Source organism: Saccharopolyspora rhizosphaerae (assembly GCF_003931915.1).
GTDB lineage: Bacteria > Actinomycetota > Actinomycetes > Mycobacteriales > Pseudonocardiaceae > Saccharopolyspora > Saccharopolyspora rhizosphaerae.
Genome location: NZ_RSAA01000005.1, coordinates 1 through 23,876, shown reverse-complemented (window position 1 = coordinate 23,876; position 23,876 = coordinate 1). Strand labels below are relative to the sequence as shown.

21 protein-coding genes are annotated in these 23,876 nt (G+C 70.6%); 8 read left to right on the top strand and 13 right to left on the bottom strand.

The window, feature by feature from the left end; translation table 11 throughout:
* Nucleotides 1-14: 14 nt before the first annotated feature.
* The 3 genes from xylB to EIL87_RS04995 all read right to left on the bottom strand — a co-directional run bounded on the left by xylB (nucleotide 15) and on the right by EIL87_RS04995 (nucleotide 3,994).
* Nucleotides 15-1,424: a xylulokinase gene (gene xylB, locus EIL87_RS05005; RefSeq protein ID WP_125088982.1), complete on the bottom strand. Its 1,410-nt coding sequence runs from the start codon at nucleotides 1,422-1,424 to the stop codon at nucleotides 15-17.
* A 115-nt stretch (nucleotides 1,425-1,539) separates the two neighbouring features.
* Nucleotides 1,540-2,697 carry a xylose isomerase gene (gene xylA, locus EIL87_RS05000; RefSeq protein WP_125088981.1) on the bottom strand — a complete coding sequence of 386 codons (1,158 nt, stop codon included), beginning with the start codon at nucleotides 2,695-2,697 and terminating at the stop codon, nucleotides 1,540-1,542.
* A gap of 49 nt (nucleotides 2,698-2,746) precedes the next feature.
* A complete protein-coding gene (locus EIL87_RS04995) occupies nucleotides 2,747-3,994 on the bottom strand; it encodes an ROK family transcriptional regulator (RefSeq protein WP_199740260.1) in 1,248 nt (415 codons plus the stop codon).
* Between the two features lie 397 nt (nucleotides 3,995-4,391).
* Between EIL87_RS04995 and EIL87_RS04990 the strand changes: the two genes are divergently transcribed.
* Nucleotides 4,392-5,246, top strand: coding sequence for a VOC family protein (locus tag EIL87_RS04990; protein ID WP_125088979.1), 855 nt, complete (start codon nucleotides 4,392-4,394; stop codon nucleotides 5,244-5,246).
* Between the two features lie 15 nt (nucleotides 5,247-5,261).
* Entirely contained in the window at nucleotides 5,262-5,540 is a 279-nt protein-coding gene (locus tag EIL87_RS27680) for a family 1 glycosylhydrolase (RefSeq protein WP_125088978.1), read from the top strand.
* A gap of 28 nt (nucleotides 5,541-5,568) precedes the next feature.
* Here the strand turns inward: EIL87_RS27680 and EIL87_RS04980 are convergent, their stop codons facing one another.
* From EIL87_RS04980 to EIL87_RS04955, 6 genes are all read right to left on the bottom strand, one after another.
* Nucleotides 5,569-6,459 (bottom strand): oxidoreductase, encoded by an 891-nt coding sequence (locus EIL87_RS04980; RefSeq protein ID WP_199740259.1) that lies wholly within the window; start codon nucleotides 6,457-6,459, stop codon nucleotides 5,569-5,571.
* Between the two features lie 187 nt (nucleotides 6,460-6,646).
* Complete coding sequence (locus tag EIL87_RS04975; protein WP_125088977.1) at nucleotides 6,647-7,045, bottom strand: peptidase inhibitor family I36 protein; 399 nt, start codon at nucleotides 7,043-7,045, stop codon at nucleotides 6,647-6,649.
* Between the two features lie 333 nt (nucleotides 7,046-7,378).
* A complete protein-coding gene (locus EIL87_RS04970) occupies nucleotides 7,379-8,131 on the bottom strand; it encodes a WbqC family protein (RefSeq protein ID WP_125088976.1) in 753 nt (250 codons plus the stop codon).
* On the bottom strand, nucleotides 8,131-8,871 hold the full coding sequence (locus EIL87_RS04965; protein WP_125088975.1) for a PIG-L deacetylase family protein: 741 nt from the start codon (nucleotides 8,869-8,871) through the stop codon (nucleotides 8,131-8,133). Before EIL87_RS04965 ends, EIL87_RS04970 begins: the two co-directional genes overlap by 1 nt.
* Before the next feature lie 19 nt (nucleotides 8,872-8,890).
* Entirely contained in the window at nucleotides 8,891-9,967 is a 1,077-nt protein-coding gene (locus tag EIL87_RS04960) for a glycosyl hydrolase family 18 protein (RefSeq protein ID WP_125088974.1), read from the bottom strand.
* Between the two features lie 3 nt (nucleotides 9,968-9,970).
* Nucleotides 9,971-10,951 carry an NAD-dependent epimerase/dehydratase family protein gene (locus EIL87_RS04955; RefSeq protein ID WP_125088973.1) on the bottom strand — a complete coding sequence of 327 codons (981 nt, stop codon included), beginning with the start codon at nucleotides 10,949-10,951 and terminating at the stop codon, nucleotides 9,971-9,973.
* Between the two features lie 293 nt (nucleotides 10,952-11,244).
* Between EIL87_RS04955 and EIL87_RS04950 the strand changes: the two genes are divergently transcribed.
* A complete protein-coding gene (locus EIL87_RS04950; protein WP_158628586.1) occupies nucleotides 11,245-12,756 on the top strand; it encodes a glycosyltransferase in 1,512 nt (503 codons plus the stop codon).
* Here EIL87_RS04950 and EIL87_RS04945 read toward each other — a convergent pair.
* Complete coding sequence (locus EIL87_RS04945) at nucleotides 12,713-12,913, bottom strand: hypothetical protein (RefSeq protein ID WP_125088971.1); 201 nt, start codon at nucleotides 12,911-12,913, stop codon at nucleotides 12,713-12,715. The genes EIL87_RS04950 and EIL87_RS04945 overlap by 44 nt on opposite strands.
* Nucleotides 12,914-13,227: 314 nt before the next feature.
* Between EIL87_RS04945 and EIL87_RS04940 the strand changes: the two genes are divergently transcribed.
* Nucleotides 13,228-14,550: a nucleotide sugar dehydrogenase gene (locus EIL87_RS04940; protein ID WP_233576033.1), complete on the top strand. Its 1,323-nt coding sequence runs from the start codon at nucleotides 13,228-13,230 to the stop codon at nucleotides 14,548-14,550.
* A 102-nt stretch (nucleotides 14,551-14,652) separates the two neighbouring features.
* Complete coding sequence (locus EIL87_RS04935; RefSeq protein WP_125088970.1) at nucleotides 14,653-16,068, top strand: selenium-binding protein SBP56-related protein; 1,416 nt, start codon at nucleotides 14,653-14,655, stop codon at nucleotides 16,066-16,068.
* Between the two features lie 60 nt (nucleotides 16,069-16,128).
* Here EIL87_RS04935 and rpiA read toward each other — a convergent pair whose 3' ends face one another.
* Nucleotides 16,129-16,881 (bottom strand): ribose-5-phosphate isomerase RpiA, encoded by a 753-nt coding sequence (rpiA, locus tag EIL87_RS04930; RefSeq protein WP_125088969.1) that lies wholly within the window; start codon nucleotides 16,879-16,881, stop codon nucleotides 16,129-16,131.
* A gap of 562 nt (nucleotides 16,882-17,443) precedes the next feature.
* Between rpiA and EIL87_RS04925 the strand changes: the two genes are divergently transcribed.
* The 3 genes from EIL87_RS04925 (at nucleotide 17,444) to EIL87_RS04915 (ending at nucleotide 19,572) form a co-directional block, all read left to right on the top strand.
* A complete protein-coding gene (locus EIL87_RS04925; RefSeq protein ID WP_125088968.1) occupies nucleotides 17,444-17,923 on the top strand; it encodes an SRPBCC family protein in 480 nt (159 codons plus the stop codon).
* A gap of 87 nt (nucleotides 17,924-18,010) precedes the next feature.
* Nucleotides 18,011-18,523 carry an SRPBCC family protein gene (locus tag EIL87_RS04920; RefSeq protein WP_125088967.1) on the top strand — a complete coding sequence of 171 codons (513 nt, stop codon included), beginning with the start codon at nucleotides 18,011-18,013 and terminating at the stop codon, nucleotides 18,521-18,523.
* A complete protein-coding gene (locus EIL87_RS04915) occupies nucleotides 18,523-19,572 on the top strand; it encodes an LLM class flavin-dependent oxidoreductase (RefSeq protein WP_125088966.1) in 1,050 nt (349 codons plus the stop codon). The genes EIL87_RS04920 and EIL87_RS04915 overlap by 1 nt, the downstream gene beginning before the upstream one ends.
* An 18-nt stretch (nucleotides 19,573-19,590) precedes the next feature.
* Here the strand turns inward: EIL87_RS04915 and EIL87_RS04910 are convergent, their stop codons facing one another.
* Nucleotides 19,591-20,085 (bottom strand): winged helix-turn-helix transcriptional regulator, encoded by a 495-nt coding sequence (locus tag EIL87_RS04910; RefSeq protein WP_125088965.1) that lies wholly within the window; start codon nucleotides 20,083-20,085, stop codon nucleotides 19,591-19,593.
* 36 nt (nucleotides 20,086-20,121) lie between these two features.
* On the bottom strand, nucleotides 20,122-22,887 hold the full coding sequence (locus EIL87_RS04905; RefSeq protein WP_125088964.1) for a sensor domain-containing protein: 2,766 nt from the start codon (nucleotides 22,885-22,887) through the stop codon (nucleotides 20,122-20,124).
* Between the last annotated feature and the right edge of the window lie 989 nt (nucleotides 22,888-23,876).

The following is a 23,876-nucleotide window of genomic DNA, read 5'->3' as shown; positions in this document are numbered from 1 at the left end:
GCGGCGATCCCGCGTCAGATGCCGTGGACCTGGTTGCGGGCCCGGCTGTAGGCGGCGCGGACTGCGCGGCCGCTGGTGTCGTCGCCGACGGCGCGCCGGGTGCCCGCGACCTCCCACTCCGGTGGGGTGGCCGCTCCCGAGCAGGCCCAGGCCGCCTGCTTGGCGGCACCGAGGGCGACGTACTCGGCGGGGTCCGGGACGTCGACGTCAACGCCGAACAGGCTCGGCGCGATGCCCTGCACCGCTTCGGAGCGCGCGGCGCCACCGATGAGCAGGACGCGGCGGACCTCGGCGCCGGTGTCGCGCAGCGCCTCGATGGCGTCGGCCATGCCGCACAGCATCCCTTCGACGGCGGCCCGAGCCAGGTTCTGCGGTGTCATGTTCGCGCCGGTCAGGCCGGTCAGCGTGCCGGTCGCCTCCGGCAGGTTCGGGGTGCGTTCGCCCTCCAGGTACGGCAGCAGGCTCAGCCCGCCCGCACCGGGCTCGGCCGACAGCGCCAGCCGCGACAGCCCTTCCAGGTCGGTGTCGAGCACCTGCGCGGTCGAGGTCAGCACGCGTGCGGCGTTGAGCGTGCACACCAGCGGCAGGTAGCGGCCGGTCGCGTCGCAGAAGCCCGCGACGGTGCCGGTCTCGTCGGCGCTGGCCTGCTCGGCGGGGGCGAACACGGCACCGGAGGTGCCCAGCGAGACCGCCACGTCACCGGGCTTGAGGCCCAGACCGAGGGCGGCGGCCATGTTGTCGCCGGTGCCGACCCCGATCGTCGCGCCCTCGATGCCGGGCAGCGCAGCCTGCCCGGCCCGTGCGTTCGGTGCGAGCACTTCGGGAACCGCGGGGGTGCGGCCGGCCATGGCGTCGGTGAGCAGGTCCGGCAGCCACTCGCCGGTGGTGGGGGAGTAGTAGCCGGTGCCCGAGGCGTCGCCGTGGTCGGTCCAGGTGCGCTCCGGCCGGCCCGCGAGCTGCCAGCTCACCCAGTCGTGCGGGAGCAGCACCTGCGCGACCCGGTCGGCGTGCTGGGGCTCGTTGTGCGCCAGCCACGCGAGCTTGGTGATGGTGAAGCTGGCGACCGGCACCGAACCGGTCCGGGCGGCCAGCTCCTTCGCGCCGTGCCGCGCGGTGAGCTCGTCTGCCTGCGGGGCCGAGCGGGTGTCGTTCCACAGCAGGGCGTCGCGGACGACCTCACCCTGGTCGTCGAGAGCCACCATGCCGTGCTGCTGCCCGCCGACCGACACCGCCTCGATGCGGCCGGGTGCCCGGGCAACGGCCTCGCCGATGGCGCTCTGCGCCGCGTCCCACCACGCCTTGGGGTCGACCTCGGTGCCGTCCGGGTGCGACGCCTTGGCCTCGGCGACGACCTCGCCGCTGTCGGCGTCGACCACCAGCGCCTTGGTGGACTGGGTCGACGAGTCGATGCCTAGCACCAGCATTGCGCGCCATCCTTCGGGCTCGTGCGGCCCGGGGAGGCCGCGCGGCCTCCCCGGGCCGGAGTCGGATCCGACCGGGACCAATTCTGCGTGATCGGACTCCGATCACGCGATCACGTCAGCGCACGCCGAGCAGGTGGTCCAGCGCGAGCTGGTCCAGCCGCTCGAAGTGCATGCCGCGGGCTGCTGCGGCGTCGACGTCGAAGTCCTCGGCCAGCACGTCCGACACCGCCTCCCCGGAGGCGAGGGTCGGGGTGGACAGCTCGGTGGTGCGGGCCGCTTCCAGCGCCTCCTTCACCCGCGGGTCGGCGCGGAAGGCCGCCGCGCGTTCCTTGAGGATCAGGTAGTTGCGCATGCAGCCCGCGGCCGAGGCCCAGACGCCGTCGTAGTCCTCGGTGCGCGGTGGCTTGAAGTCGAAGTGCCGCGGTCCCTCGTAGCCGCCGTTCTCCAGCAGGTCGACCAGGAAGAACGCGTTGCGCACGTCGCCGGCGCCGAAGCGCAGGTCCTGGTCGTACTTGATGCCGTTCTGGCCGTTGAGGTCGATGTGGAACAGCTTGCCCGCCCACAGCGCTTGCGCGATGCCGTGCGCGAAGTTCAGCCCGGCCATCTGCTCGTGCCCGACCTCGGGGTTCACGCCGACGATGTCGCCGTGCTCGAGCTCGTTGATGAACGCCAGCGCGTGACCGACGGTCGGCAGCAGGATGTCGCCGCGCGGTTCGTTCGGCTTGGGCTCCAGGGCCAGCTTGAGGTCGTAACCGCGCTCCTTGATGAACGCGCACACGGTGTCCACGGCTTCGCGGTAGCGGTCGAGCGCGGCCCGGACGTCCTTGGCGGCACCGGATTCGGCGCCTTCGCGTCCGCCCCACGCCACGAAGGTCTTGGCGCCCAGCTCGGCGGCCAGCTCGACGTTGCGCAGCACCTTGCGCAGCGCGAAACGGCGCACGTCGCGGTCGTTGGCGGTGAAGGCGCCGTCCTTGAACACCGGGTGGCTGAACAGGTTGGTGGTCACCATCGGCACGGCCAGCCCGGTCTCGTCCACCGCACCGCGGAAGCGGGAGACGATGGCCGCGCGCTCGCTCGTGTCGGAACCGAACGGCACCAGGTCGTCGTCGTGGAAGGTGATGCCGTAGGCGCCGAGGTCGGAGAGCCGGTGCACGGCTTCGACCGGGTCCAGCGGGCTGCGGGTGGCCTCGCCGAACGGGTCCCGTCCGAGCCAGCCCACCGTCCAGAGGCCGAACGAGAACTTGTCCTCGCGCTGCGGGGTGAAGTCGGTCATGACCTGAAACTCCTCACTTCGTCGTGATCGTGTGCGCACCGGGAGCGGTTCAACCGGTGAGCTTCTCGGCTGCGGGGATCCGCAGAGGGTCGCGGAAGATCTCTTCGATGACGATGCTGCTGGCTCCCCGCACGGCAGCGGAGAAGCCGTAGGTGGACGCGGTGATCCGGCAGACCGCGGCGTCGCCGGCCACCGCGCGCGGCCGCAGCTCCCGCATCGCGGCGGGAACCAGGTAGGGCGCGACGGTGCCGAGGTAGCCGCCGAGCACGACGACGTCCGGGTTGAGCAGGTTGACGAGCACCGACACCCCGATGCCGAGCCACCTGCCGACCTCGTCGAAACCCGCCACCGCCTCCGGGGCGCCGTCCTCGGCCCGCTGCCGCAGCGCGTGCGCCTGGTCCTGCGGGTCGGCTTCCCGGTCGACCAGGTCGGGTGCCGCCGTCCGCAGCACGGCGGGCAAGCCGATCTTGGTCTCCAAGCAGCCGCGCTGCCCGCACCCGCAGGGCTGTCCGTCGAGGTCGACCGGGATGTGCCCGATCTCGCCGGAGAACCCGCCCGATCCGCGCAGCAGACGTCCGCCGGTGATCAGTCCGGCGCCGACGCCGACCTCCCCGGTCAGGTAGACCAGGTCGGCGGCGGGCTGGGACATCGCGTGCAGCTCGGCGAGCGCGGAGAGGTTGGCCTCGTTGTCCACCACGATCGGCGCGTCGCTGCCGAGCCGGGCGCGCAGCGCCTCGGCGATCGGGACCGAGCGCCACTCGAGGTTGGGCGCGTAGCGGACGCAGCCGGTCTCGGCGTCGACCAGACCCGGCACGGCCACCGCGATCCCCGCCAGGAAGGAGGACCCGGTGCCGGAGAGTTCGGTGACGGCCTCGCGGGCGAGGCCGGCGAGCCGGTCGAGCGTGGTCTCGGGGTGGGAGCGCATGGCGTCGAAGCTCAAGCGCCGTTCGACGATGACGCGTCCGGCCAGATCGGTGCCGCGCGCGGCCAGGTACTGCGAGTTGATCTCCAGCCCGAGCGCGGTGATGCCGCCGCCGTCGAGCTCCAGCGACCGCCCGGGACGGCCGACGGCGCCGTCGCGGCGCAAGCCGGTTTCCCGGATCAGGCCCCGGTCGAGGAGCTCGGAGGCGAGGCTGGACACGGTGGCCTTGGTGAGCGTGGTGCGGCCGGCGATGTCGGCGCGCGAGACGACCTCGCCGCGGCGCACCTCCTCGAGCACGCGGGCGAGGTTGGTCCGCCGCACCGCGGTCTGGTCGACCCCGGATCGCGCGCCACCGCCGGTTGCTGCCTCGGCCACCTGCACCTCCCATAAGTACGGGCGCCAAACTAATAGGTGTGCGACTCGTGAGGCAAGAGCAGTGGAGTGGAGAGTGCGCTGTGGCATCGCTCACGAAAATCGAGCCACTTTCGTTCCCCCTGTGAACTAAAGCGCGATGATCGCTGGATGAGGTGAGATCGCCGGGTGGTGGTCGTCGCAGGAGTCGGCGTTGCGCCGAACGGCGTAGTCTCGCTGCTGCCCGTCTCGCCCCCGCCCCCTCGGCGAGGCGGGCACTTCCCCCTTCCGAGGCCAACCCCGGTTCGTGTCCCCGACATTCCGTTGCCCTGCGTGAGAAGGCGGTGGCAGCATCGGTCGCACCGATGATCACCGGGTCGCGACCACCAGTGGCGTCCGGACCTGACTCGCCGGAGGGGCGATGACCGCGAACCATTCCGCCGACCCGAGTGCTGCCACGGCCGCGATCCGGCACGTCGAGATCGGCTGCCGAGACCTCGCGCGATCCCGGCGGTTCTACACCGACCTGCTCGGATTCACCGAGGTGGGCCGGGAATCCGGTGTCTCGTGGCTGGACGCCGGACCCGCACGCGTGAAGCTCGTCGAAGTCGGCGAAGGCGATCTCGGTGGATGGGTTCCCGACGACCTGCAGTGCGGGATGCGGCACTTCGGCATGAAGGTCGGTGACGTCGACGCCCAGGCCGGGAGGCTCCGGGCAGCCGGCGTCGAGTTCACCACCCACCCCAAGGACGCCCACGGAGACGTCCGCATCACCTTCTTCACCGACCCCGACGGCACGCTGCTCGAGTTCGTCGAAGGAGCCGTCCGCCACGACGAGGTCTTCTCACCCGAGCTGGCCGCCGAAGACCATGCCGCGCACCAGAACCGGCCGCGCGAGGCCGGGCCCGTCTTCGACCACGTCGCCATCACCGCTCCGGACCTGCAGGAAGCGCTGGACTTCTACGTCCGCACGCTCGGCGCGCGGGTGATCGGCAAGCTCGTCCGCAGCGACGACCCGCGCGGCTTCGTCATCACCAACCTGCGGCTCGGCGAGGTGGTGCTGGAACTGTTCACCTTCCGCAGCGAGACCCAGCCCAGCCCCTGGTCGGCCGGGCAATCCCGCCTCGGCCTGCGCTCGATCGGCCTCGGCGTCGCCGAGGCGCCCGGCGCCGTGGGCGCGATGACCGCAGCGGGTGCAGGTGCTGTGCTGCGGCCCGGGCCCGAGCCGCTGCTCATCGACCCGCACGGCCTGCCGCTGACCATCACCACGCGATGACCTGCTCGACGAGGAGTGCGCAGAGGGGTGAACAGGTGCGGTTCCCAGACGGTTTCGCCTGGGACGCGGCCACCTCCAGCTGCCAGGCGGGGCGGCGTCACCGAAGGCGGGCGCGACGGGCCCACTGGGGACCGCTTCGCGCGGATCTGGTCCCTGCTGGACACCTTCGAGCGGGCCTTGGGCTTCAGCAAGCGCGTCGACCTGGTCGACGTCGACCACGCCACCCTCGCCCGGACGCCCAAGTCCAGAGCGCGGTTCCACGCCGACGTCATCACGCCCCACGGCCTCAGCTGACCACGCCGCGACTCCGTCCGGAGCGGTCTCAGGACCCGGCGGGGAGGGGGAAGGTGGTCCCGGTGAGGTGCTCGGACAGCGTCCAGAGACGCCGTGCCGCTTCCGGGTCGCTGGCGGCCTGGCTGCGGCCGACCAGGGTGGGGGAGCCCCGGAGTTCGAACGGGCCGTCCGGACCGACGTAGCTGGCGCCCGGCAGGTCCTGGGTCGCGGCGTAGAGCGTGGGCAGCGCACCGGCTTGCGCCGACTGCGCGACGACGAGGTTGCTGAGCGACATGAGCCGCCGCAACAGGGCGTTGCCCGCGTGGCTCTGCAAGTTCGTCGCCGAGTAGCCCGGGTGCGCGGCCGTGGCCCGGACAGTCGAGCCCGCCTCGGCGAGCCGCCGCTGCAGCTCCAGGGTGAACAGCAAGTTCGCGAGCTTGGACTGGCCGTAGGCCTTCTGCGGGTCGTAGGCGCCGGTGAAGTTCGGGTCCTCCCAACGGATTCCCTTCACCGACCGGTGCATCGCGGAGGAGACCGTGACCACGCGGTCGGTGATCTGCGGCAGCAGCAGGTTCGTCAGCGCGAAGTGCCCCAGGTGGTTGGTGCCGAACTGCAGCTCGAACCCGTCCTGGGTGGTGCCCTCCGGCGGGAACATGACCCCGGCGTTGTTGATGAGCACCGAGATCTCGTCGTTCGAGGTTTCGGAGAACTCGCGCACCGAGGCGAGGCTACCGAGGTCGAGCCGGCGCACCTCGGCCGATCCCGGCACGCTCCCCGCCGCCCGGTCACCCTTGGCGACGTCGCGCACGGCCAGCACGACGTGCGCGCCCGCGCGTCCGAGCGCCTGCGCCGTCTCCAGCCCGAGTCCGCTGTTCGCGCCGGTGATGACGACCGTCTTCCCGGCCAGGTCCGGCAACTGCTCGCTGCTCCATCGCGTCATGGAGCCCATCGTGCCATCACCGGTGCGGCACGCCGACGACCACGACCGCGCGCGGCGGCCGTGGTCCTCGACTTCCTGCGCGAGGATCGACCACGTGTGCCGAGTCCCCACCCCCAGTCGGCTCCGCCCGGGCCACCACCGAGCACGGCGGCGGTGGCCGAGCGGTTCCTGTCATGTCACAGCAAGGTCAGCACGGATTGATCTGCGTCGTCTCGAAACCGCGGTTGTCGTGGCTGAGCTCGGGCGCCTCGGACGAGTACTGCTCGACCAGCTGCCCGTTGGCGTCCGGCCCCCAGAAGCTCGCGACGGTCCCGGTGAACTGGTTGTTGTACCAGGAACCGACGGCCCAGGGCAGGTCGGTCGGGCCGCACACGTACAGGTCGACGCGTTCGCCACGTCCCCCGGGCTCGGACCAGACGCACAGGTACCCGTCCTGGCAGGCGCGATCCATGGCCTGCGTGACCTCGTCCTGCTCGGTACCGGTCTCGGCAGCAGCCAGGCCCATGCTCGACCCGGCCAGCAGCAAGCCCCCCGCGACGGCCACGGTGGCCGTGAAGCCCTTGCTGCGCAACGTCGTTCTCGACATCTTTCCTCCCAGTCAGCACTGCTCACACGAGCGCGAGCGCACAGGTGTGTCCCTGATCTGTGATCTCGGTGTGGTGGCCCCCAGCGGCCCGCGTGGTGCGGACCTTGGCATCGCGACACCTGTTCCACGTCGCGCACTCGACGAGGGTTGCCCGCAAGCGGAAGGCAGATGCCCTGTTTCGGGCAAAGCCACTCGACCGGGCACCCCGCGGTGCCCGGTATGACCGCTGGTGACCAGCACAGGCGTCACGCGGGCAGACCAGGTCCGACGAGGGGCCGCGCATGGCGGAACCGAGCGACGGCGCTGTGCGCGCAGCGTGAGGAAGTTGACGGATCAGCGAACGGCGCTCCTCTGTGGATCGGCGACGGAGGACGGCGTGGAAGCGCGGAAGCGGGTCGACGCCCGGATCGTGTCCGCTGCGGCGGGCCCTTCCACGAAGAGCAGGTCCAGCACGCCGAGCGCGGGGACGAACTCGCCGTGCGGCTGGGCGTACACGGGGTGCTCGAAGACCTGGTCGAGCACCGGAACACCGGCCCGGTGGAACGGTGACCAGTCGACGGCGTACGTGCTGCCGCTGCTGGTCAGGTGCGCGTCCCCGCCCACGCCGCGGACGAGTTGCAGCAGCCGCTCCTGCCGTCCTTCGGGAACCGGGACACCGAGCTCCGACGCGCGCACGAACCGGGTGCGCACGCCGAGGTAGTCGCACAGCGCGGTGGTCAGGCCCAGGTTGAGGTCGACGAGGAGTTCGTGGTCGCGCCGGTACACCTCCCGGACCAGCTCGTACAGCTCGTCGAAGTGGGGCGTGCGCCGGTAGTGCACCTTGAGGTGCTTGAGGTGCCCGCGCTGCCAGTTCTGCCGGTGGTCGACGCGCACCTCCCGCAACAGCTGCAGATCGCCCGTGTGCACCACGGGCACGCTCAGCCACGACGTGCCTCCTGCTTGGTTCTTCATCCGCTGCCGGGCGTGGAACTCGCTGCGCGTGTACTGGGCGGTGTCGTAGACGACGTGCACGTCGCTCGCGACGATCTTGGCCATCAACTTGGTCCACGGCAGGAAGTTGGGCTGGTGGATCGAGACGGCGGTCATCACAGCACCACCCGCATCGCCTTGTAGCCCTCCGCGGCCTCGGCGGAGATCTCCCTGCCGCGCCACCGCGACTGCAACTCCAGACCTTCGGGACTTCCGTGGTAGAGCGGGTTCTTGACCTGCGAGGCGTGCAGACCCATCGCCTGCAGCTTGAGCTGCATGAATTCGCTGATGTCGACGAAGAGGTCGGGCGTGAAGCGCTCGCGCTCCGGAGTCCAGAACAAGCTCGTGTTGTCGTAGCAGAGGACGTGGGGGACGAAGTGGCGCTCGCCGGGAGCCGACGGGCGGGTCGCGGTGACGCACGCCCTGTGCAGCGCTTCGTGGTCCTGGTTGTAGCTGATCGCCGGGATCATCACCATGCTCGGCCGGAGGTTCTCGATGGACAGCCGGGCGTCGCGCTCCAGCAGCCGGGTGAGCTCCCGCCGCGGCACGGCGTCGAGCGCCATGTGCTGGTCGGGCCCGCTGAACAGCACCTCCCAGTCGTCGACCTTGAGCAGTTCGGCGACGCTCTGGAACTCCGCGATGCGGGTGTCGGCGGTGACGGTCCGCAGGCCTGAGACCTGCCGACCTCCGTACTGCTCGATGGAGGCGACGGAGCCGACGACGACGTAGGTCTCGCCGCCGAGCGATTTGATCCGGGCGATCGTGCCCGCGCAGCCGTAGGTCTCGTCGTCGGCGTGCGGCGCGACCACCAGAACTCGTTGGTGTGCGAGGAACTCGTCCCCGATGCGGCAGTCCATGTCCTTTCTCCCCTCAGCGTCACGGGCAGGCTCGTTCCCAGCCCGAATCGAGTTCTTCCCAGAGCCCGGGGGCTTCCGGGCCGTAGGCCCACAGGTGCACCGCGCGCACGCCGAGCTCACGAGCGAGGCGGAGCTTGACCGCGGTGCTGCGGGCGTCTTCGAACCAGACGACGTGGTCGACGCCGGCCGCCTGGTACTCGAACCACGCGGAACCGCCCTCCTCGTCCCACACCGGCTGCACACCGTGCCGTTGGGCCAGCCGCAGGGCGCGTGCGGAGGACACCGACGTGCCGTACCCCTCGCTCCAGTCGTAGCCGTAGACCGGGATCCCCAGCACGAGCTTGTCCGCGGGCACGCGCGCGAACGCGTAGCCCAGGACCTCGCGCAACCACGGTTCCGGCGCGGCGGGCCCGGGGTCGGAGGTTTCCCAGTGGTAGTCGTACGCCATGATCCGCACCGAGTCGGCGGCGTCGCCGAGAGCCCGGTAGTCCAGCGCTCGCGCGGATTCGTTGTCGCTCTCGTCCTCGGTCTTGGGGGCGACCGTGACCGACAGGCGCAGGTCCTCGGTGTGCAGTCGGTCGGCCAGCTCCCTGACGAACCGGGTGAACGCCGGGCCGTCCTCAGGCCGCAGGTCCTCGTAGTCGATGTCGATGCCCGGGAAGCCGCCGTCGAGCGCGAACTGCGCCAGCGCCTCGACGTGGCTCCGGGTGCGTGCCGGGTCGTGCAGGATCCCGGTGAGGGGTTCGCTGCGCCACTCACCGTCGTAGTGGTTGGAGATCGTCGGTACCACGTCCGGTCCGGCGGACAGCAGCGAGTCCAGGTGCACGTCCTCGTCCGGCCTGCCGGAGGACTGCGCGGCGATCGTGCCGTCGGGCGCGATCCCGTGGACCCAGGGCGAGACCACGTCCAGTTCGGACGCGTGATCGCCCACGGTCTCCGCTCCGTCCTCGAGGTTCCAGTACGGCACCGACATGGCCGTCGTTCGGTCCGGTGGTTCGCAGCCCGCGTCGGCGGGCACCGGCGCGGTGCAGGCGGCCGCGACCAGCGCGAGCACCGCGCCCAGCGCGGCGCCGCACACCGGCAGCACCCGTCTCACAGCTCAGCCGCCCCTGGTCAACGCGTGCGCTCGCTGGTCGGCGACCACCGAGCTGATGATCTCGTCGAGATCGCAGGTAGGCCGAAAACCAATGCGTGCGCGGGCTTTCGCGCAGTCCGGCAGCCGGTGCGGCGTGTCGCGGTAACCGGCTTCGAAGAACGTGTCGTACGGGACGTGAACGATGCCGCCCGAGGCTCCGGTGATCGCGAGCACGCGACGGGCGAGGTCCTCGATGCGGACCGGGTCGGACCCGCCGACGTTGAACACCTCCCCGCGGGCGTCCCGGTCGAGCAGCAGCGCCACCAGCGCCGGCACGACGTCCAGGACGTGGCAGAAGCAGCGGACCTGGGTTCCGTCGCCGAAGACGGTGAGCGGTTCGCCGGCCAGCGCCTGCCGCACGAAGCGGGGGATGACCATGCCGTACTCGCCGCTCTGGCCCGGCCCCACGGTGTTGAACAGCCGCGCGATCACCGCGTCGAGGCCGTGTTCGACGACGTGCGCGTGCACGATGGTCTCGTCGACCGACTTGGCCTCGGCGTAGGACCAACGGCTGTGCGGGGGAGAGCCCAGCACGCGGTCGTCGTCCTCGGTGAGCCCCGCCTTCGGGTTGAGGCCGTAGACCTCGCTGGTGGACGCCAGCAGCAGCGGCACCCGGTGGCGGCAGGCGGCCTCCACGACCGCCTCGGTGCCGTGCAAGTTCGTGCGCAGGCTCTCGATCGTCTTGCGCGCGATGGTGAAGGTCCCGACGGCCGCGGCCAGGTGGAACACCCCGTCGACCTGGCTCGTGCAGTCGTCGACCAGCTCCGCGTCGCACACCGAACCGTCGACGACCGTCGGAAGAGCGTTCCCGGGATCCGAATTCAGATTGCACGCGGATCCGGTGCTGAAATTGTCGAGAACGAGGACTTTGTGCCCTTCCGAAATGAGATGACGGGTGAGGTGGGAGCCGATGAAACCGGCTCCGCCGGTAATCAAGAAACGCATGTCATTCCCGCATCATCGAGTGGGAGGGCGTCGCGCGCCGACCGCGGGACGTCCACTGTGCGTGGGTTTCACCTGCGAATACAGGATTCTCCACGGGAGCGGGCGCGTTGCTCGGTCTTGCTGGCCGAACGACCCCTCCGCACACACTGTGCACCACCATGTAGCAACCGAATCCAGGGTCGGAAAAAATGAATACCTGAACGGGTGAAAAGCACTTGTACCAACCCGCTCCTCGTTGTCGCATTGGCGAGGGCGGCCGTCCGTGGGATTTCAACGGAGAAGAGGTGAGGACGGTGGAATGGCTCCTGCTGTTCCTCGTGTTCGGGATCAACGTCCCGGTGTGGTCGGTGTTCTCGATCCTGCGCTGCCTCGACGAGCGCCGCCGTCCCGCCTCCGCAGAGCGGAGCGCACCCCCGAACCGCCTGCGTCCCGCCGACGTCGCCGTCCTCATCCCCGCCCACGACGAGGAACTGGGCATCACCCTCGCCATCAACTCGACGCTGCGGCTCGTGCCGGCGGTCAACGTGCACGTGCTCGCCGACGGCTGCCGGGACCGCACGGCGGAGATCGCCGCGGCCCACGGAGTCCGCGTGCTGGAACTCAACCCCGGGCGCGGGAAAGCGGGCGCCATCGAGGAGGCGATCGAGTACTTCCAGATCATCCGGCGTTTCGCCGCGGTGCTGCTCGTCGACGCCGACACCGAGGTCGGCGCCGACTACCTGACCCACGCCCTGCCCATGTTCGACGACCCGCGCATGGCCGCCATCGCGGGTTACGTCCGGCCACCGTGGAGCCCGGAGGACCACACCTTCACCGGACGGCTGCTGACCTCCTACCGCGCGAGGTTGTGGACGGTGATGCAGTGGATGCGCTACGGCCAGTCCTGGCGCAACATCAACGTGGTCCCGATCGCTCCCGGGTTCGCCAGCATGTACCGCACCTCGGTGCTGCCGAAGATCGACCTGAACCCACCGGGCCTGATCATCGAGGACTTCAACATGACCTTCGAGCTGCACCACAAGCGGCTCGGCAAGGTCGGTTTCTCGCCTTCGGTGAACGCCTCCACGGAGGACCCGGACAACCTGCCCGACTACTACCGGCAAGTGCGGCGGTGGTCGCTCGGGTTGTGGCAGACCTTGCGCAGGCACGGCGTCTGGTTCGGGCGGTTCTGGTTCGCCACGGGGGCGTTGATGCTCGAAGTCGTCACCTCGAGCGTGCTCATCCTGGGCATCGTCGCCGGAGCAGTGCTCTTGCTGCTGGTGCCGCTGACCGGGGGCTGGGCGCTGGACTGGCCGGTCTACCGCGAGGTCCACGCGGTGCTGGCGCCGTGGCTGTCGCCGTTCGACCTCGCCGTCTTCCTGTTCCTGCCCGACTACCTGGTCACCTGCGTGGCCGCGGTGGTGCGCCGCCGCCCGAGCCTGCTCATCTACGGGGTCGGGTTCCTGTTCGTGCGGGCCGTGGAGGCCGTGGCGACGATGTGGACCTTCTACCGGATGTGGCGCACCCGGTCTTCCGGGCGCTGGACCAGCCCACGACCGCCGACGCCGCCCGAGGACGAAGCCGAAGGGCTTCCCGCTCTCCCGGCGAAGCCGGGCGCCCGACGCGTCGTGCTGCTGGACGCGGTGCGCGTGGCGCCCGTGGTCACGGTCGTGGCGCTGGGAGTGGTCGGTGTGCTCAACGTGCTGCTGGTGGCCGGGTTGTTGCTCGCGACCGTCACGGCGCTCACCGCGTGGCACCGTCCCGGGAAGGCCGGCCTCCAGGTCAGTTCTTCCGGTGCCGGCGACCCGCCTCCCGGACGCGTTTAACCTCGTCGGCGTCGTAGAGGTTGGCCAGGGCCCCGCGCCCGGCCGGGCGCCGGGCGACCGGGGCGATGCCGTGCCGGGAGAGCCATGCGTTCACGGAGTTGACCTGGATCCCGAGGTAGGCGGCGATGTCGTGGCGGTCCCACTGCTCCTGGCCCATGGGACCTCCTCGGGCGGACCGGTCGTCGCGGTCGCGGACACGGTGTGCCACCTGTCCAACACACTGAGTGTGCGCGAGCCGGTGCTCCGGAGGGTGGGGCGTAAGTCCTGAGTCAGAGCACGGGTCTTTGTGCCCTAACTTGTAGCACCACGCTGGTGCACGGTGGTCGACATCTCCCGGTCGGCGTGCCCACCACGCCGGCGAACACCACAACCGGTCCCAGCACCGGAACCGCTTCGGCGGATCGGTGAATCCGCCTGCACACAGCGAGCTTTCGACGCGGAAGCGAGCACACGACGAGGAGTCCCCCAGCGATGAGCACTCCGAAGATGCAAGGGGCAGAGGTGGATTCGGACCGGAGAAGGGCAACGGCGGATCCGCGACCCACCCGCGCGGTGGTCGTGGGTCTCGGCTACGTCGGACTGCCGACCGCTCTGTCCCTGGCCGAAGCCGGGATCACCGTGACCGGTGTCGACATCGACGAGAACCGCTTGCTGGCGATCAAGTCCCAGCACGTCGACATCTCCGACGCCGACCGCGAACGGCTCAGCCGAGCTCTGTCGGCGGGGCGACTGGCGGTGACGACCAACGCGGCAGCGATCAGCGAGGCTGAAGCGGTGCTGATCTCGGTGCCCACGCCGGTCGACACCCACCTGGTCCCCGACATGCGCGCGTTGACCGCCGCCTGCGCGTCGGTGGTCGCCAACGCCGTGCCGGACCAGACGATCGTGCTGACCTCCACGACCTACGTGGGCTGCACCCGCGACCTGATCGCCGAGCCGCTGCGCCACCGCAACGGCTGGACGGTGGGCGAAGACGTCCACGTCGCCTTCAGCCCGGAACGCATCGATCCCGGCGTCACCCGTCACGACCGACGTGCGACGCCGCGGGTCGTCGGCGGGGTGACCACCGAGTGCGGGCGACGCGCCGAAGCGGCCGTCGCCGCCACCGCAGCCGCCGTGCACACCGTGACCTCACCGGAGGCGGCGGAGCTGACCAAGCTGCTGGAGAACAGCTTCCGCGCGGTCAACATCGCGATGGTCAACGAGTTCGCCGACAGTTGCCGCGCTTTCGGCGTCGACCCCATCGAGGTGATCGAGGCGGCGGCCACCAAGCCCTACGGGTTCATGCCGTTCCACCCTGGTCCGGGAGTCGGCGGCCACTGCATCCCCTGCGACACCCACTACCTGCTGTGGCAGCTGCGCGCGCAGCGACTCCCGGCGCCGCTGATGAACGCGGCGATGGGCTCGATCGCGGCCCGGCCTCGCCGGGTGGTGGACCGGGCCCGGCAGCTGCTGGCCGACCGGGGCAAGCCGTTCGCCGGAGCCGATGTGCTGGTGCTGGGTGTGGCCTACAAGCCGGGTGTGGCCGACGTCCGCGAGTCGCCGGCCCTGGAGATCATGTCCGAGCTGACCGCGTCCGGGGTGCGGGTCTCCTACGCGGACCCCTACGTGCCCTCCGTCGAGTTGGGTGAGACCACCCTGCTGTCGGGTGAAGGGGTCGAGGCGAGGGCGTGGGACCTGGTCATCGTGCACACGGTGCACCCGGGTCAGGACCCGGCCTGGTTGAGCGGCCAGGACGTCGTCCTGGACACCACCTACCGGCTGGACAAGCGGCTGCGCTGCGCTCACCTGTAGTCGACGCCTCGGCGACCGGGTCCTGCGATGCGGGCGGGGTCGCCGCGGCGGAGCCGTCGGACCATCCTGGAAGGGCGCACGCCCTCTCCCGAGGAGGCCGAGATGAGCACACCCACGGTCGATCCGACCTTCTACCGCAGCCCTGCGGAGGCGATCGCCGCGCCGCGGGAGAAGCTGGCCTACGTGGTCACCTTCGACCGCGCGGCGCAGCGGCCCGACGCGCTCGCCGTCGTCGACACCGACCCGGATTCCGCCGAGCACGGGCGGGTCGTGGGCTGGGTCGACCTGCCCACCACGGGCGACGAGCTCCACCACTTCGGTTGGAACGCCTGCAGCAGCGCCTTCGCCCACGCCGGCCACCACACCGAGGGACTGCAACGCCGCTACCTGCTGCTCCCGGGGCTGCGCTCCTCCCACATCCACGTCTACGACACCCAGCCCGACCCGAAGCAGCCGCGGTTGGTGCGCACCATCCCCGCCGACGAGCTCGCGTCGCGGGCCGGCTACTCCCGGCCGCACACGCTGCACTGCGGTCCCGACGGGATCTACCTGTCCTGCTTGGGCTCCGCGAACGGCAGCGACGGCCCGGGCGGGATCGCGGTGCTCGACCACGACACGTTCGAGGTCGTGCGGGCCTGGGAGACCGATCGCGGGCCCCAGCACCTCGCCTACGACGCCTGGTGGCACCTCAACCAGAACACGCTGATCTCCAGCGAGTGGGGGACGCCGTCGATGATCGAGGACGGCGTCGTCCCGGAGCTGCTGCTGGGCAACCAGTACGGCCACGCCCTGCACTTCTGGGACCTCACCGAGGGCAAGCACGTGCAGCGCGTGGAACTGGGCCCGGAGCACCAGATGGTGCTGGAGCTGCGGCCCTCGCACGACCCCAACGCGACCTGGGGTTTCGCCGGAGTGGTGATCAGCACCGAGGACCTGTCGGCATCGGTGTGGCGCTGGCACCGCGACGCCGACCAGTGGAAGGCCGACAAGGTCATCACGATCCCCGCGGAGAAGGCCGAGACCGACCAGCTGCCGCCCGCGCTGCAGCCCTTCGGGGCGGTCCCGCCGCTGGTCACCGACATCAACCTCAGCGTCGACGACCGGTTCCTCTACGTCTCCTGCTGGGGGACCGGGGAGCTCAAGCAGTACGACGTCAGCGATCCGGCCCGGCCGCGCGAGACCGGTGCGGTCCGCCTGGGCGGCATCACCGAGCGGCTCCCGCACCCGGCGGCGCCGGACCTGCCGCTGGCCGGGGGACCGCAGATGGTCGAGGTCAGCCGCGACGGGCGGCGGATCTACCTGACGAACTCGCTCTACGGGGCCTGGGACGACCAGTTCTACCCGGACGGCGTGGGCGCCTGGATGGCCCGGCTCGCCACCGATCCCGAGCGCGGCCGCCTGACCGTGGACGAGTCCTTCTTCCTCCACGGCGACGACTTCCGCGGTCGTCGAGCCCACCAGATCCGGCTGCAGGGCGGGGACGCCTCGTCGGACTCCTACTGCTACGCCGGAACCTGACCGACGACGAGGGGGCCGACAGCGCGGTGCTCACGGCCCCCTCGTGCGGCTGTTGCGGTGTCAGCGCCCGCGGGTCGACGGGCGGGCCGACGGCGTCGCGGAGACGTCGCGGATCTCGTGGCTGCCGTCGCCGCGACCGATGACGACCTCGGCGGCGATGCCGGTGAACAGGCCGTTCTCCACCACGCCCGGGATCCAGTTGAGCTGCGAGTCCAGCGCGATCGGGTCCTTGATGGCTTCGAGGTGCGCGTCGAGGATGAAGTTGCCGCTGTCGGTGACCAGCGGTCCGCCGTCCTTCTCACGGCGGGTCAGCTTCACGCCCGGCTGGCCGAGCTTGTCCAGCAGCTCGCCGATGGCGCGCTCGGTGGCCTGCCACTCGTACTGCACGACCTCGATCGGCAGCGGGAACTTGCCGAGCTGGTCGACGACCTTGCCCTCGTCGACGACGCACACCATCTTGTGGGAGGTGTCGGCGATGATGCGCTCCCACAGCAGGCAAGCGCCGCCGCCCTTGATCATGTGGCCCGCGGGGTCGATCTCGTCCGCGCCGTCGACGGTGAGGTCCAGCTTGCCGGCCTCGGCCAGGGTGGTCAGCGGCACGCCGACCTCGAGCGCCAGGTCACGGGTGCCGGTCGAGGTGGGCACGCCGACCACGTCGAGGCCCTGGGACACTGCTTCGCCCAGCGCGCGGACGAACCAGTGCGAGGTGGTGCCCGAGCCCAGGCCGAGCTTCATGCCGTCGCGGATGTAGGCGTCGATGACCGCCGTGCCCGCGGCCCACTTCGCCCGGTCCTGCTCGTTACTCGGTTGCATCGGTCGTAAGTCTCCTGTGGACGCTCCTGCGGATCACCGCCGGGCGGGCCGGCCGGTGGGTTCGCCAGTCACCGTACATGCGCTGGTCGCGGGCGGTCGCCGGGTCGCTCCTTCCGCCTCTGGGCCTTGCGGCGGGCGGGCGACGGACCCGTTCGCGGACTTCGGAATCGATCTGGAAACCCACCTACCGGGTGACATGTCGGGAGGCACGAGACGATGTTGCCGTTGTGAAGAACCTGCGGGTCAGCGACGGTTCAGAACGCAACGCGAGACGCCTTCGCGACCTTGCCGTGATCGGTGGATCCGGTAAGGTGCGGCTCCCGCGCGTCGGCGAGTTCTCCACCGCGGCAGAGGCTGGCCTGAAAGTGGTTGTGGTGCAGGAGCTTTCACGTTCGCCTCGAAGTGTGTCGTGCGCCACCACTTCGGACGAGCGGCGTGGCTGTGGGCCGATCACGTGCTCGTCATCGAGTTGCTGATTCCCTTTCGGGCCCAACAATGGACCCGGTGGGGGTAATCCGGTCGCGGGGCGTCCGGGGGGAACGAGTGGAAGGACGCTGGAGCCATGCCCTTCTATTCGACGAAGGCCGAGACCGACATCGCGTGTTCGGCCATGGACGTCTACAGCTACATCACCAACCCGGCCAACTGGGACGACGGCCGTCCGGTGGACGATCCAGGTTGGACGCTGGTGCCGCCGGGGAGGCGGCCGGCGGGAACCACCTGGCACGAGGACCGCGGTGAGGACTGGGCGATCCTGGAGGCCGAACCGGGGCGTCGCTGGATCGTCCGCTCCGTCGACGGGTCGTCGTCGGTGACCATCACCTACAGCATCTCCGAGGTCGACGGCATGACGCACGTCTTCCGGCACATGGAGATCGAGGTGCCCGAAGAGGCCGCGATCGACGAGCACGCGCGGGCGGCGTTCGCCTGCTCGTCGAGCGGCCGGGAGCTGGTCACCCAGATCAAGCACGCGCTGGAGGGTGCCCGGCGGGTCGTGCTGCCGGACGTCCCCTTGCCCGCTTCCACCTCGCAGACGAGCTGACGACCTGTTCGTCGTGATCTGTTGACACAGCGGGTTGCATCACGCAACCCTACTGGTCACTGCCGCACGACGAGGAGGTCGCTGAGCATGGAGTGGACGGGCGCGCGCTACGCCGACGGGCCGACGGTCGAGGTCGAGGAGTGGATCGAGGCCCCACCGCAGCGGGTGTGGGAGCTGGTCACCGACCTGGGGCTGATCGCCCGGCTCAGCGACGAGCTGCAGGAGGTCGAGTGGCTCGACGGTGCGGACGGTCCGTCGCTCGGCGCCCGGTTCACCGGACGCAACCGCAACGAAGCGCTGGGGGAGTGGACCACGACCTCGCACGTGGTGGAGTTCGAACCCGAGCGCGCCTTCGGCTGGGCGGTCAACGACCCGGACCACCCGATGGCGTCCTGGCGCTTCTCGCTGCGTCCTGACGGCGACGGCACCCGGTTGCGGCAGTGGGTGCGGATGGGGCCGGCCCGGTCCGGGCTGAGCCTGGCCATCGAACGCATGCCGGAGAAGGAGGAGAAGATCGTCTTCGTCCGGCTGCGCGAGTTCGAACGCGGCATGAGCGCCAACCTCGCCGGCATCAAGCGGCTCGCCGAGGCGAGCGCCTGATGCGCACCGCCACGACCATCGAGGCCTCCGCCGGGAACTGGCACGAGAACCTCGAGTTCGTCCGCGAAGCCGAGAAGCTGGGCCTGGACATGTGCTGGGTCGCTGAGGCCTGGGGCTCGGACGCCCCGACCACCCTGGGGCACCTGGCCGCCAGCACCGACACCATCCTGCTCGGCTCCGGGATCATGCAGCTGGGCACGCGGACCCCGGTCGCCATCGCCCAGGCCGCGATGAGCCTCGCGCACCTGAGCGGAGGACGTTTCCACCTCGGCCTCGGCGCCTCCGGGCCGCAGGTGGTCGAGGGCCTGCACGGTGTCGACTTCGCCCGCCCGCTGAGCCGGATGCGCGAGACGGTGGAGATCGTGCGGCAGGTGTTCGCCGGCGAGAAGGTCGAGCACAGCGGCGAGCACTTCACCATCCCGCGCCCGGGCGAGTCCCGTCCGATGCGCGTGTCGATCCCACCGGTGGAGGTGCCCGTCCACCTGGCCACGCTGTCGCCGAAGATGCTGGAGCTCACCGGCGAGATCGCCGACGGGTGGCTCGGGACCAGCTTCGTGCCCGAAGGCGCCGACGCCTACTTCGGACACCTCGACGCCGGGCTCGCCAAGGCCGGGCGGACCCGCGACCAGCTCGACATCTGCCAGGGAGCCGAGGTCGCGTTCGCCCCCGACCCCGCTGAACTGAGCGAACTGGTGGCCGAGCGGAAGCGCGGGCTCGCCTTCTCGCTGGGCGGGATGGGGACGGCCACCACCAACTTCTACCACCGCGCCTACGCCCGCCAAGGCTGGAGCGAGGCCGCCGAAGCGGTCCGCGAACGCTGGCAGGCGGGCGACCGCGAGGGGGCGGCAGCGCTGGTCACCGACGAGATGGTGCTGGCCACCACGCTGATCGGCACCGAGGAGGTGGTGCGGGAACGCCTGCGCGTCTGGCGCGACACCGGGGTGACCACCCTCCGCCTCTACCCGGCGGGGGACACGCTCGACGAACGCCTGACCACCCTCGCCCGCGCGCTGGACCTGGTCCGCGGGCTGGACACGCAGGCGGTGTGATCCGGTGGACCTGCGGCGTCAGCCGAAGCGGCGCCGCACCTCCGGGTGCTCGGTCAGCGCGGGCGGGTAACCCGGCCCGAGGCGGCTGGAGGTCTCCTCGGCGCTGAGCGGTTCGCGGCAGGCCGCGCAGACCACCTCGGCGTGGGTGTCGTGGCCGCACCGGTCGTGGTGCAGGACGACCGGAACGCCCTCGGTGCCCGCCAGCCACCGATCGCCCCAGCGGGCCATCGCCGCCAGCACCCCGTAGAAGTCGCGGCCCTTCTCGGTGAGCACGTAGTCGTAGCGGGGCGGTTCGTCCTGGTAGCGGCGCTTGTCGAACAGCCCTTCGTCAACCAGCCTGCGCAGCCGCTCGGTGAGCGTGTTGCGGGCGATGCCCAGCGAGTCCTGGAAGTCGTCGAAGCGGCGGACGCCGTAGAACGCCTCCCGCAGCACCAACGGCGTCCACTGGTCGCCCAGCAGGTCCAGGGCACGCGCGATCGAACAGGGCCAGTGAGCCAGGGAGGTCCGCCGCATGGGCACGAGGATAGCGGGTTGCACCACGCAACCCGCTCATTCGATGATCGCCCGCCGGTTGGCCACCTCGATCGTGCCGGCCAGCTCGTGGACCGGCGTGGGGCGCCCCAGGTAGTAGCCCTGCGCCTGGTCGCAGCCCAGTCTGCGCAGCACCGCCAGCTGCGAGGCGTTCTCCACGCCTTCGGCGATCACGCCGAGGTCCACGGCGTGGGCCATCGCCATGATGCTGGTGACCAGCGCCTCGGAGTCGCGCGACCGTGCGATGTCGTTGATGAACGACCGGTCGATCTTCAGCGAGTCCAGCGGCAACCGCAGCAGCTGGGCCAGCGACGAGTAGCCGGTGCCGAAGTCGTCGATGGCCAGGCGCACGCCGTAGCGCCGCAGTTCCTGGAGCATCCGGGCGGCGGTGGCGGGGTCGTGCATCAGCGCGCTCTCGGTGATCTCCAGCGACAGCGCCTTGGCGGGCAGGCCGCTGGCGCGCAGCGCGTCGTCCACCGCCTGCGGCAGCTCCGGGTCCTCCAGCTGCCGCACCGACAGGTTGGCCTTGAGCCGCAGGTCCAGGTCGAACTTGTCCCGGTAGGTCGCGATCTGCTCCACGGCCGTGGACAGCACCCAGGCCCCGATGCTGTGGATCAGGTCGCTCTCCTCGGCCATCGGGATGAACTCCTCCGGGGAGACCGTCCCGTGGCGCGGGTGCGTCCAGCGCAGCAACCCCTCCACGGCGGCGACCCGGTTCGAGTGCAGGTTCACGATCGGCTGGTAGGCCAGCCACAGCTCGCCGTGGTCGACCGCCGCGCGCAGGTCTTGCTCCAGCTCCAAGTAGCGCTGCAACCGCTCGCGCAGCTGCACGTCGAAGAACGCGACTCGCCCGCGCCCGCGCGTCTTGGCCTCGTACATCGCCACGTCAGCGTCGCGCAGCACGTCCTCGGGGGTGCGCGGGTCGCCGGACGGGACCAGCACGATGCCGATGCTGGCGTCGACGTGCAGCTGCCTGCCCTCGATCATGATGGGCTCGGTGAGCCGCCGCCGGAGGCGGTCCGCCAGCGCGTGCAGCCGCGGTGCGTCGGCCTCCTCGTGCACCAGCACGACGAACTCGTCCCCGCCGTGCCTGCCGACGTGCTCGTCGGAGCGCATCACGGCGCGCAGCCGCTCGCCGGCCACCCGCAGCACCTCGTCGCCGACCACGTGACCCAGCGAGTCGTTGATGATCTTGAACTTGTCGAGGTCGATGAACATCACGCCGGTCGGCATCGTCCGGCCAGGTTCGGACATCGCCGCCTGCAGCCGGCGCAGCACCATGGTCCTGTTGGCCAGACCGGTCAACGGGTCGTGGGTGGCCTCCCGCTCCAGCTGCTTGCGGAACGCGCGCGGCTCGGTGATGTCGGTGAACGACACCATCGTCCGGTGCGGTGGTGAGTCCTCCGGGGTAAGGGACTGGGCCGAGATCGCCAGCCACACGCTGCTGCCGTCCGCGCGTTCGAATCGCGCGACGCGCCGGTTCTCCGGCTCGCCCGTGAAGCGGGTGTGCAGCGAGGGGGCCACCGGGAGCGGTTCGCCCTCCTCGTCGAAGGTCTCCCACGTCTCTGGGGAGGCACCCAGCAGCTCGTCCTCGCGGAACCCCAGGATGTTCGCGGCGGCGGGGTTCGCGGTGACGATGCGCCCTGCCTTGTCGATGATGAGCACGCCTTCGTCGAGCAGGTTGACCACCGTGGCGTAGCGCTGCTCAGCGGTGCGCCGGGCTGTCTCGTCGGTGCACACCAGCACGTAGCCGTCGCTCATCTCCGCCGCGGAGATCCGCACCAGCACCGGCGAGCCGTCCGCGTGCCGGTGCTTGGCCTCGGTCGTCCCGCCCACGGTCAGCAGCGTCGCGGGATCGATGCTCGCGGCCACCACCTCGGTGACCGGTCGCCCGTGCGCCTGGTCCGACGAGTAGCCGTAGATCTGCTCGGCCGCCGGGTTCCAGCTGGTCACCTCGCCGTCCCAGCTGGTGGCGATGATGGCGTTGCTGACGTGCTCGACCAGCGCCGCCTGGTAGCGCAGCGCCGCTTCCGCCGCCCGCTGCGCCGTCACGTCGTGGAGTATCACCTGGAACGCCGGGCGCCCGTGCCAGCTGGTGCGCACCGCCACCGACTCGACCAGCATCCGGGAGCCGTCCACCCGGATCATCTCGGCCTCGGCGGGTTCGGTGGTCGTGCCGGGTTCGTTGGCCACCGACAACCGAGAGAACAGGCTCGGGCGGGATTTCTCGGCGACGAACTTGGTGATCGGGTGGCCCACGATGTCGTCGGCGGAGGAGGCGCGCATCATCCGCACCCCGGCGGGGTTGACGTAGACGATGGCGCCGTCCTGGTGCACGCACACCGCGTCGGGGTTCATCTCGATCAGTCGCCGGTAGCGGTCGGCGACGTCCCGGTCGAGCTCGTCGCTCAACGGCGGGATGGCTTCGACCGCGATGCCCACCAGGCAGTCCTTGCCCCGGTAGCGCGTGCGGGTGCACCGCAGGAAGGCCGAGCGCGCCTCCCCAGAAGGCGTGTAGAACAGTTCTTCCACCGACTGCGACTCCGGGGCCTGGCGAGCCTGGGCGGACCGCACCATCGGCGAGATCAGGTCGCCCAGGCGCTGCCGGATCACCTCGGGGTCGGCTCCCTCGATCTGGAGGAGTCCTGCCATCCCGGCTGACCAGGTCAGCTCTCCGTCGGAGAACCGGTACGACCACGCGGCGGCGCGGCTGATCTCGCGGACCAGGTCGCGGAGTTCCTCGTCCAACCTGGCCGCGTCTTCCAACCGGTAGCTCTCACCCATGGCCCTCCGCTTCCGAGGCAGCCGCCGTGCCGGTCCGCGCGCACCGCAGCGCGCCCGCCCGGTGCAGGGCGGGCGAGGCGACGGGCTCAGCTGGGCTGGGACCGCGGTGCGCGGAGCCGGGGCGCGCTGTTCGACGCCCACGTCGAACCGACGTCGGTCAGTAGGACGACCACCTGCTCGGTGTCGATGGTGAAGGCTTCGCGCGAGAACTTCCAACCGGTCGCCTCCGCGCGTCCGCGCCACGTCCTGGGCCCGGGCGTCGAGCACCACGCCGCCGCCCCAGGTGCAACAGCGGTCCCACCAGCTCCGGCTGGCGAGCACCTCTGAGGAGGGGAGGCGCGGGGAGGCGGTCCGCGCACCTGTGTCTGTGACGCCCCGACCGGGCGTTGTTCGCGCCCGGCGGTGATCTCAGTGGAGGGACGACCTGCGCCCGCCGAGCTCGTCCCGAAGTGGGGAGTACACGGCGTTCTCGACCGCCGTGGTGGGGATCACTGCGCCGCAGCGAGATCGGGGGTGTGCGCCGTGCGCGCGGGTGCTGGGTGACCAGGTTGACAAAGTCGGCGGCGGTCACCAGAATTTCAGGCACGCCGGTTCGACCGACTTGATGCGCTCCGGTGCGGAGCGCGACCGCTGGCTGAGAGGCGCTGCAACGGACACCACGTCCGCCACGCTCGGCCCGCGGGGTAAAGGGACAGCACGGTAAGGGCGCCTCCTGACGGAGGTGCCCTTTTTTGATGTCGCGAGGAGGATCGCGGCCGCCGGCCGACGAGCGAACGCCGTGTTGAGCCGACTCCGGCTCCGCGTGATCGCCGCGGCCGAATCCGCCGCATGTCCATTTCGGACAGATCTGTCGATGGAACTTTCTCCGGGAGAGAACGAATCATGAGTGTTCAGTTGCAGAAGGTCAACGGCCTGGAGTTCGCCGTGAAGGACCTGGGGCTGGCTGAGTCCGGTCGGCATCAGATCCGGTTGGCCGAGCACGAGATGCC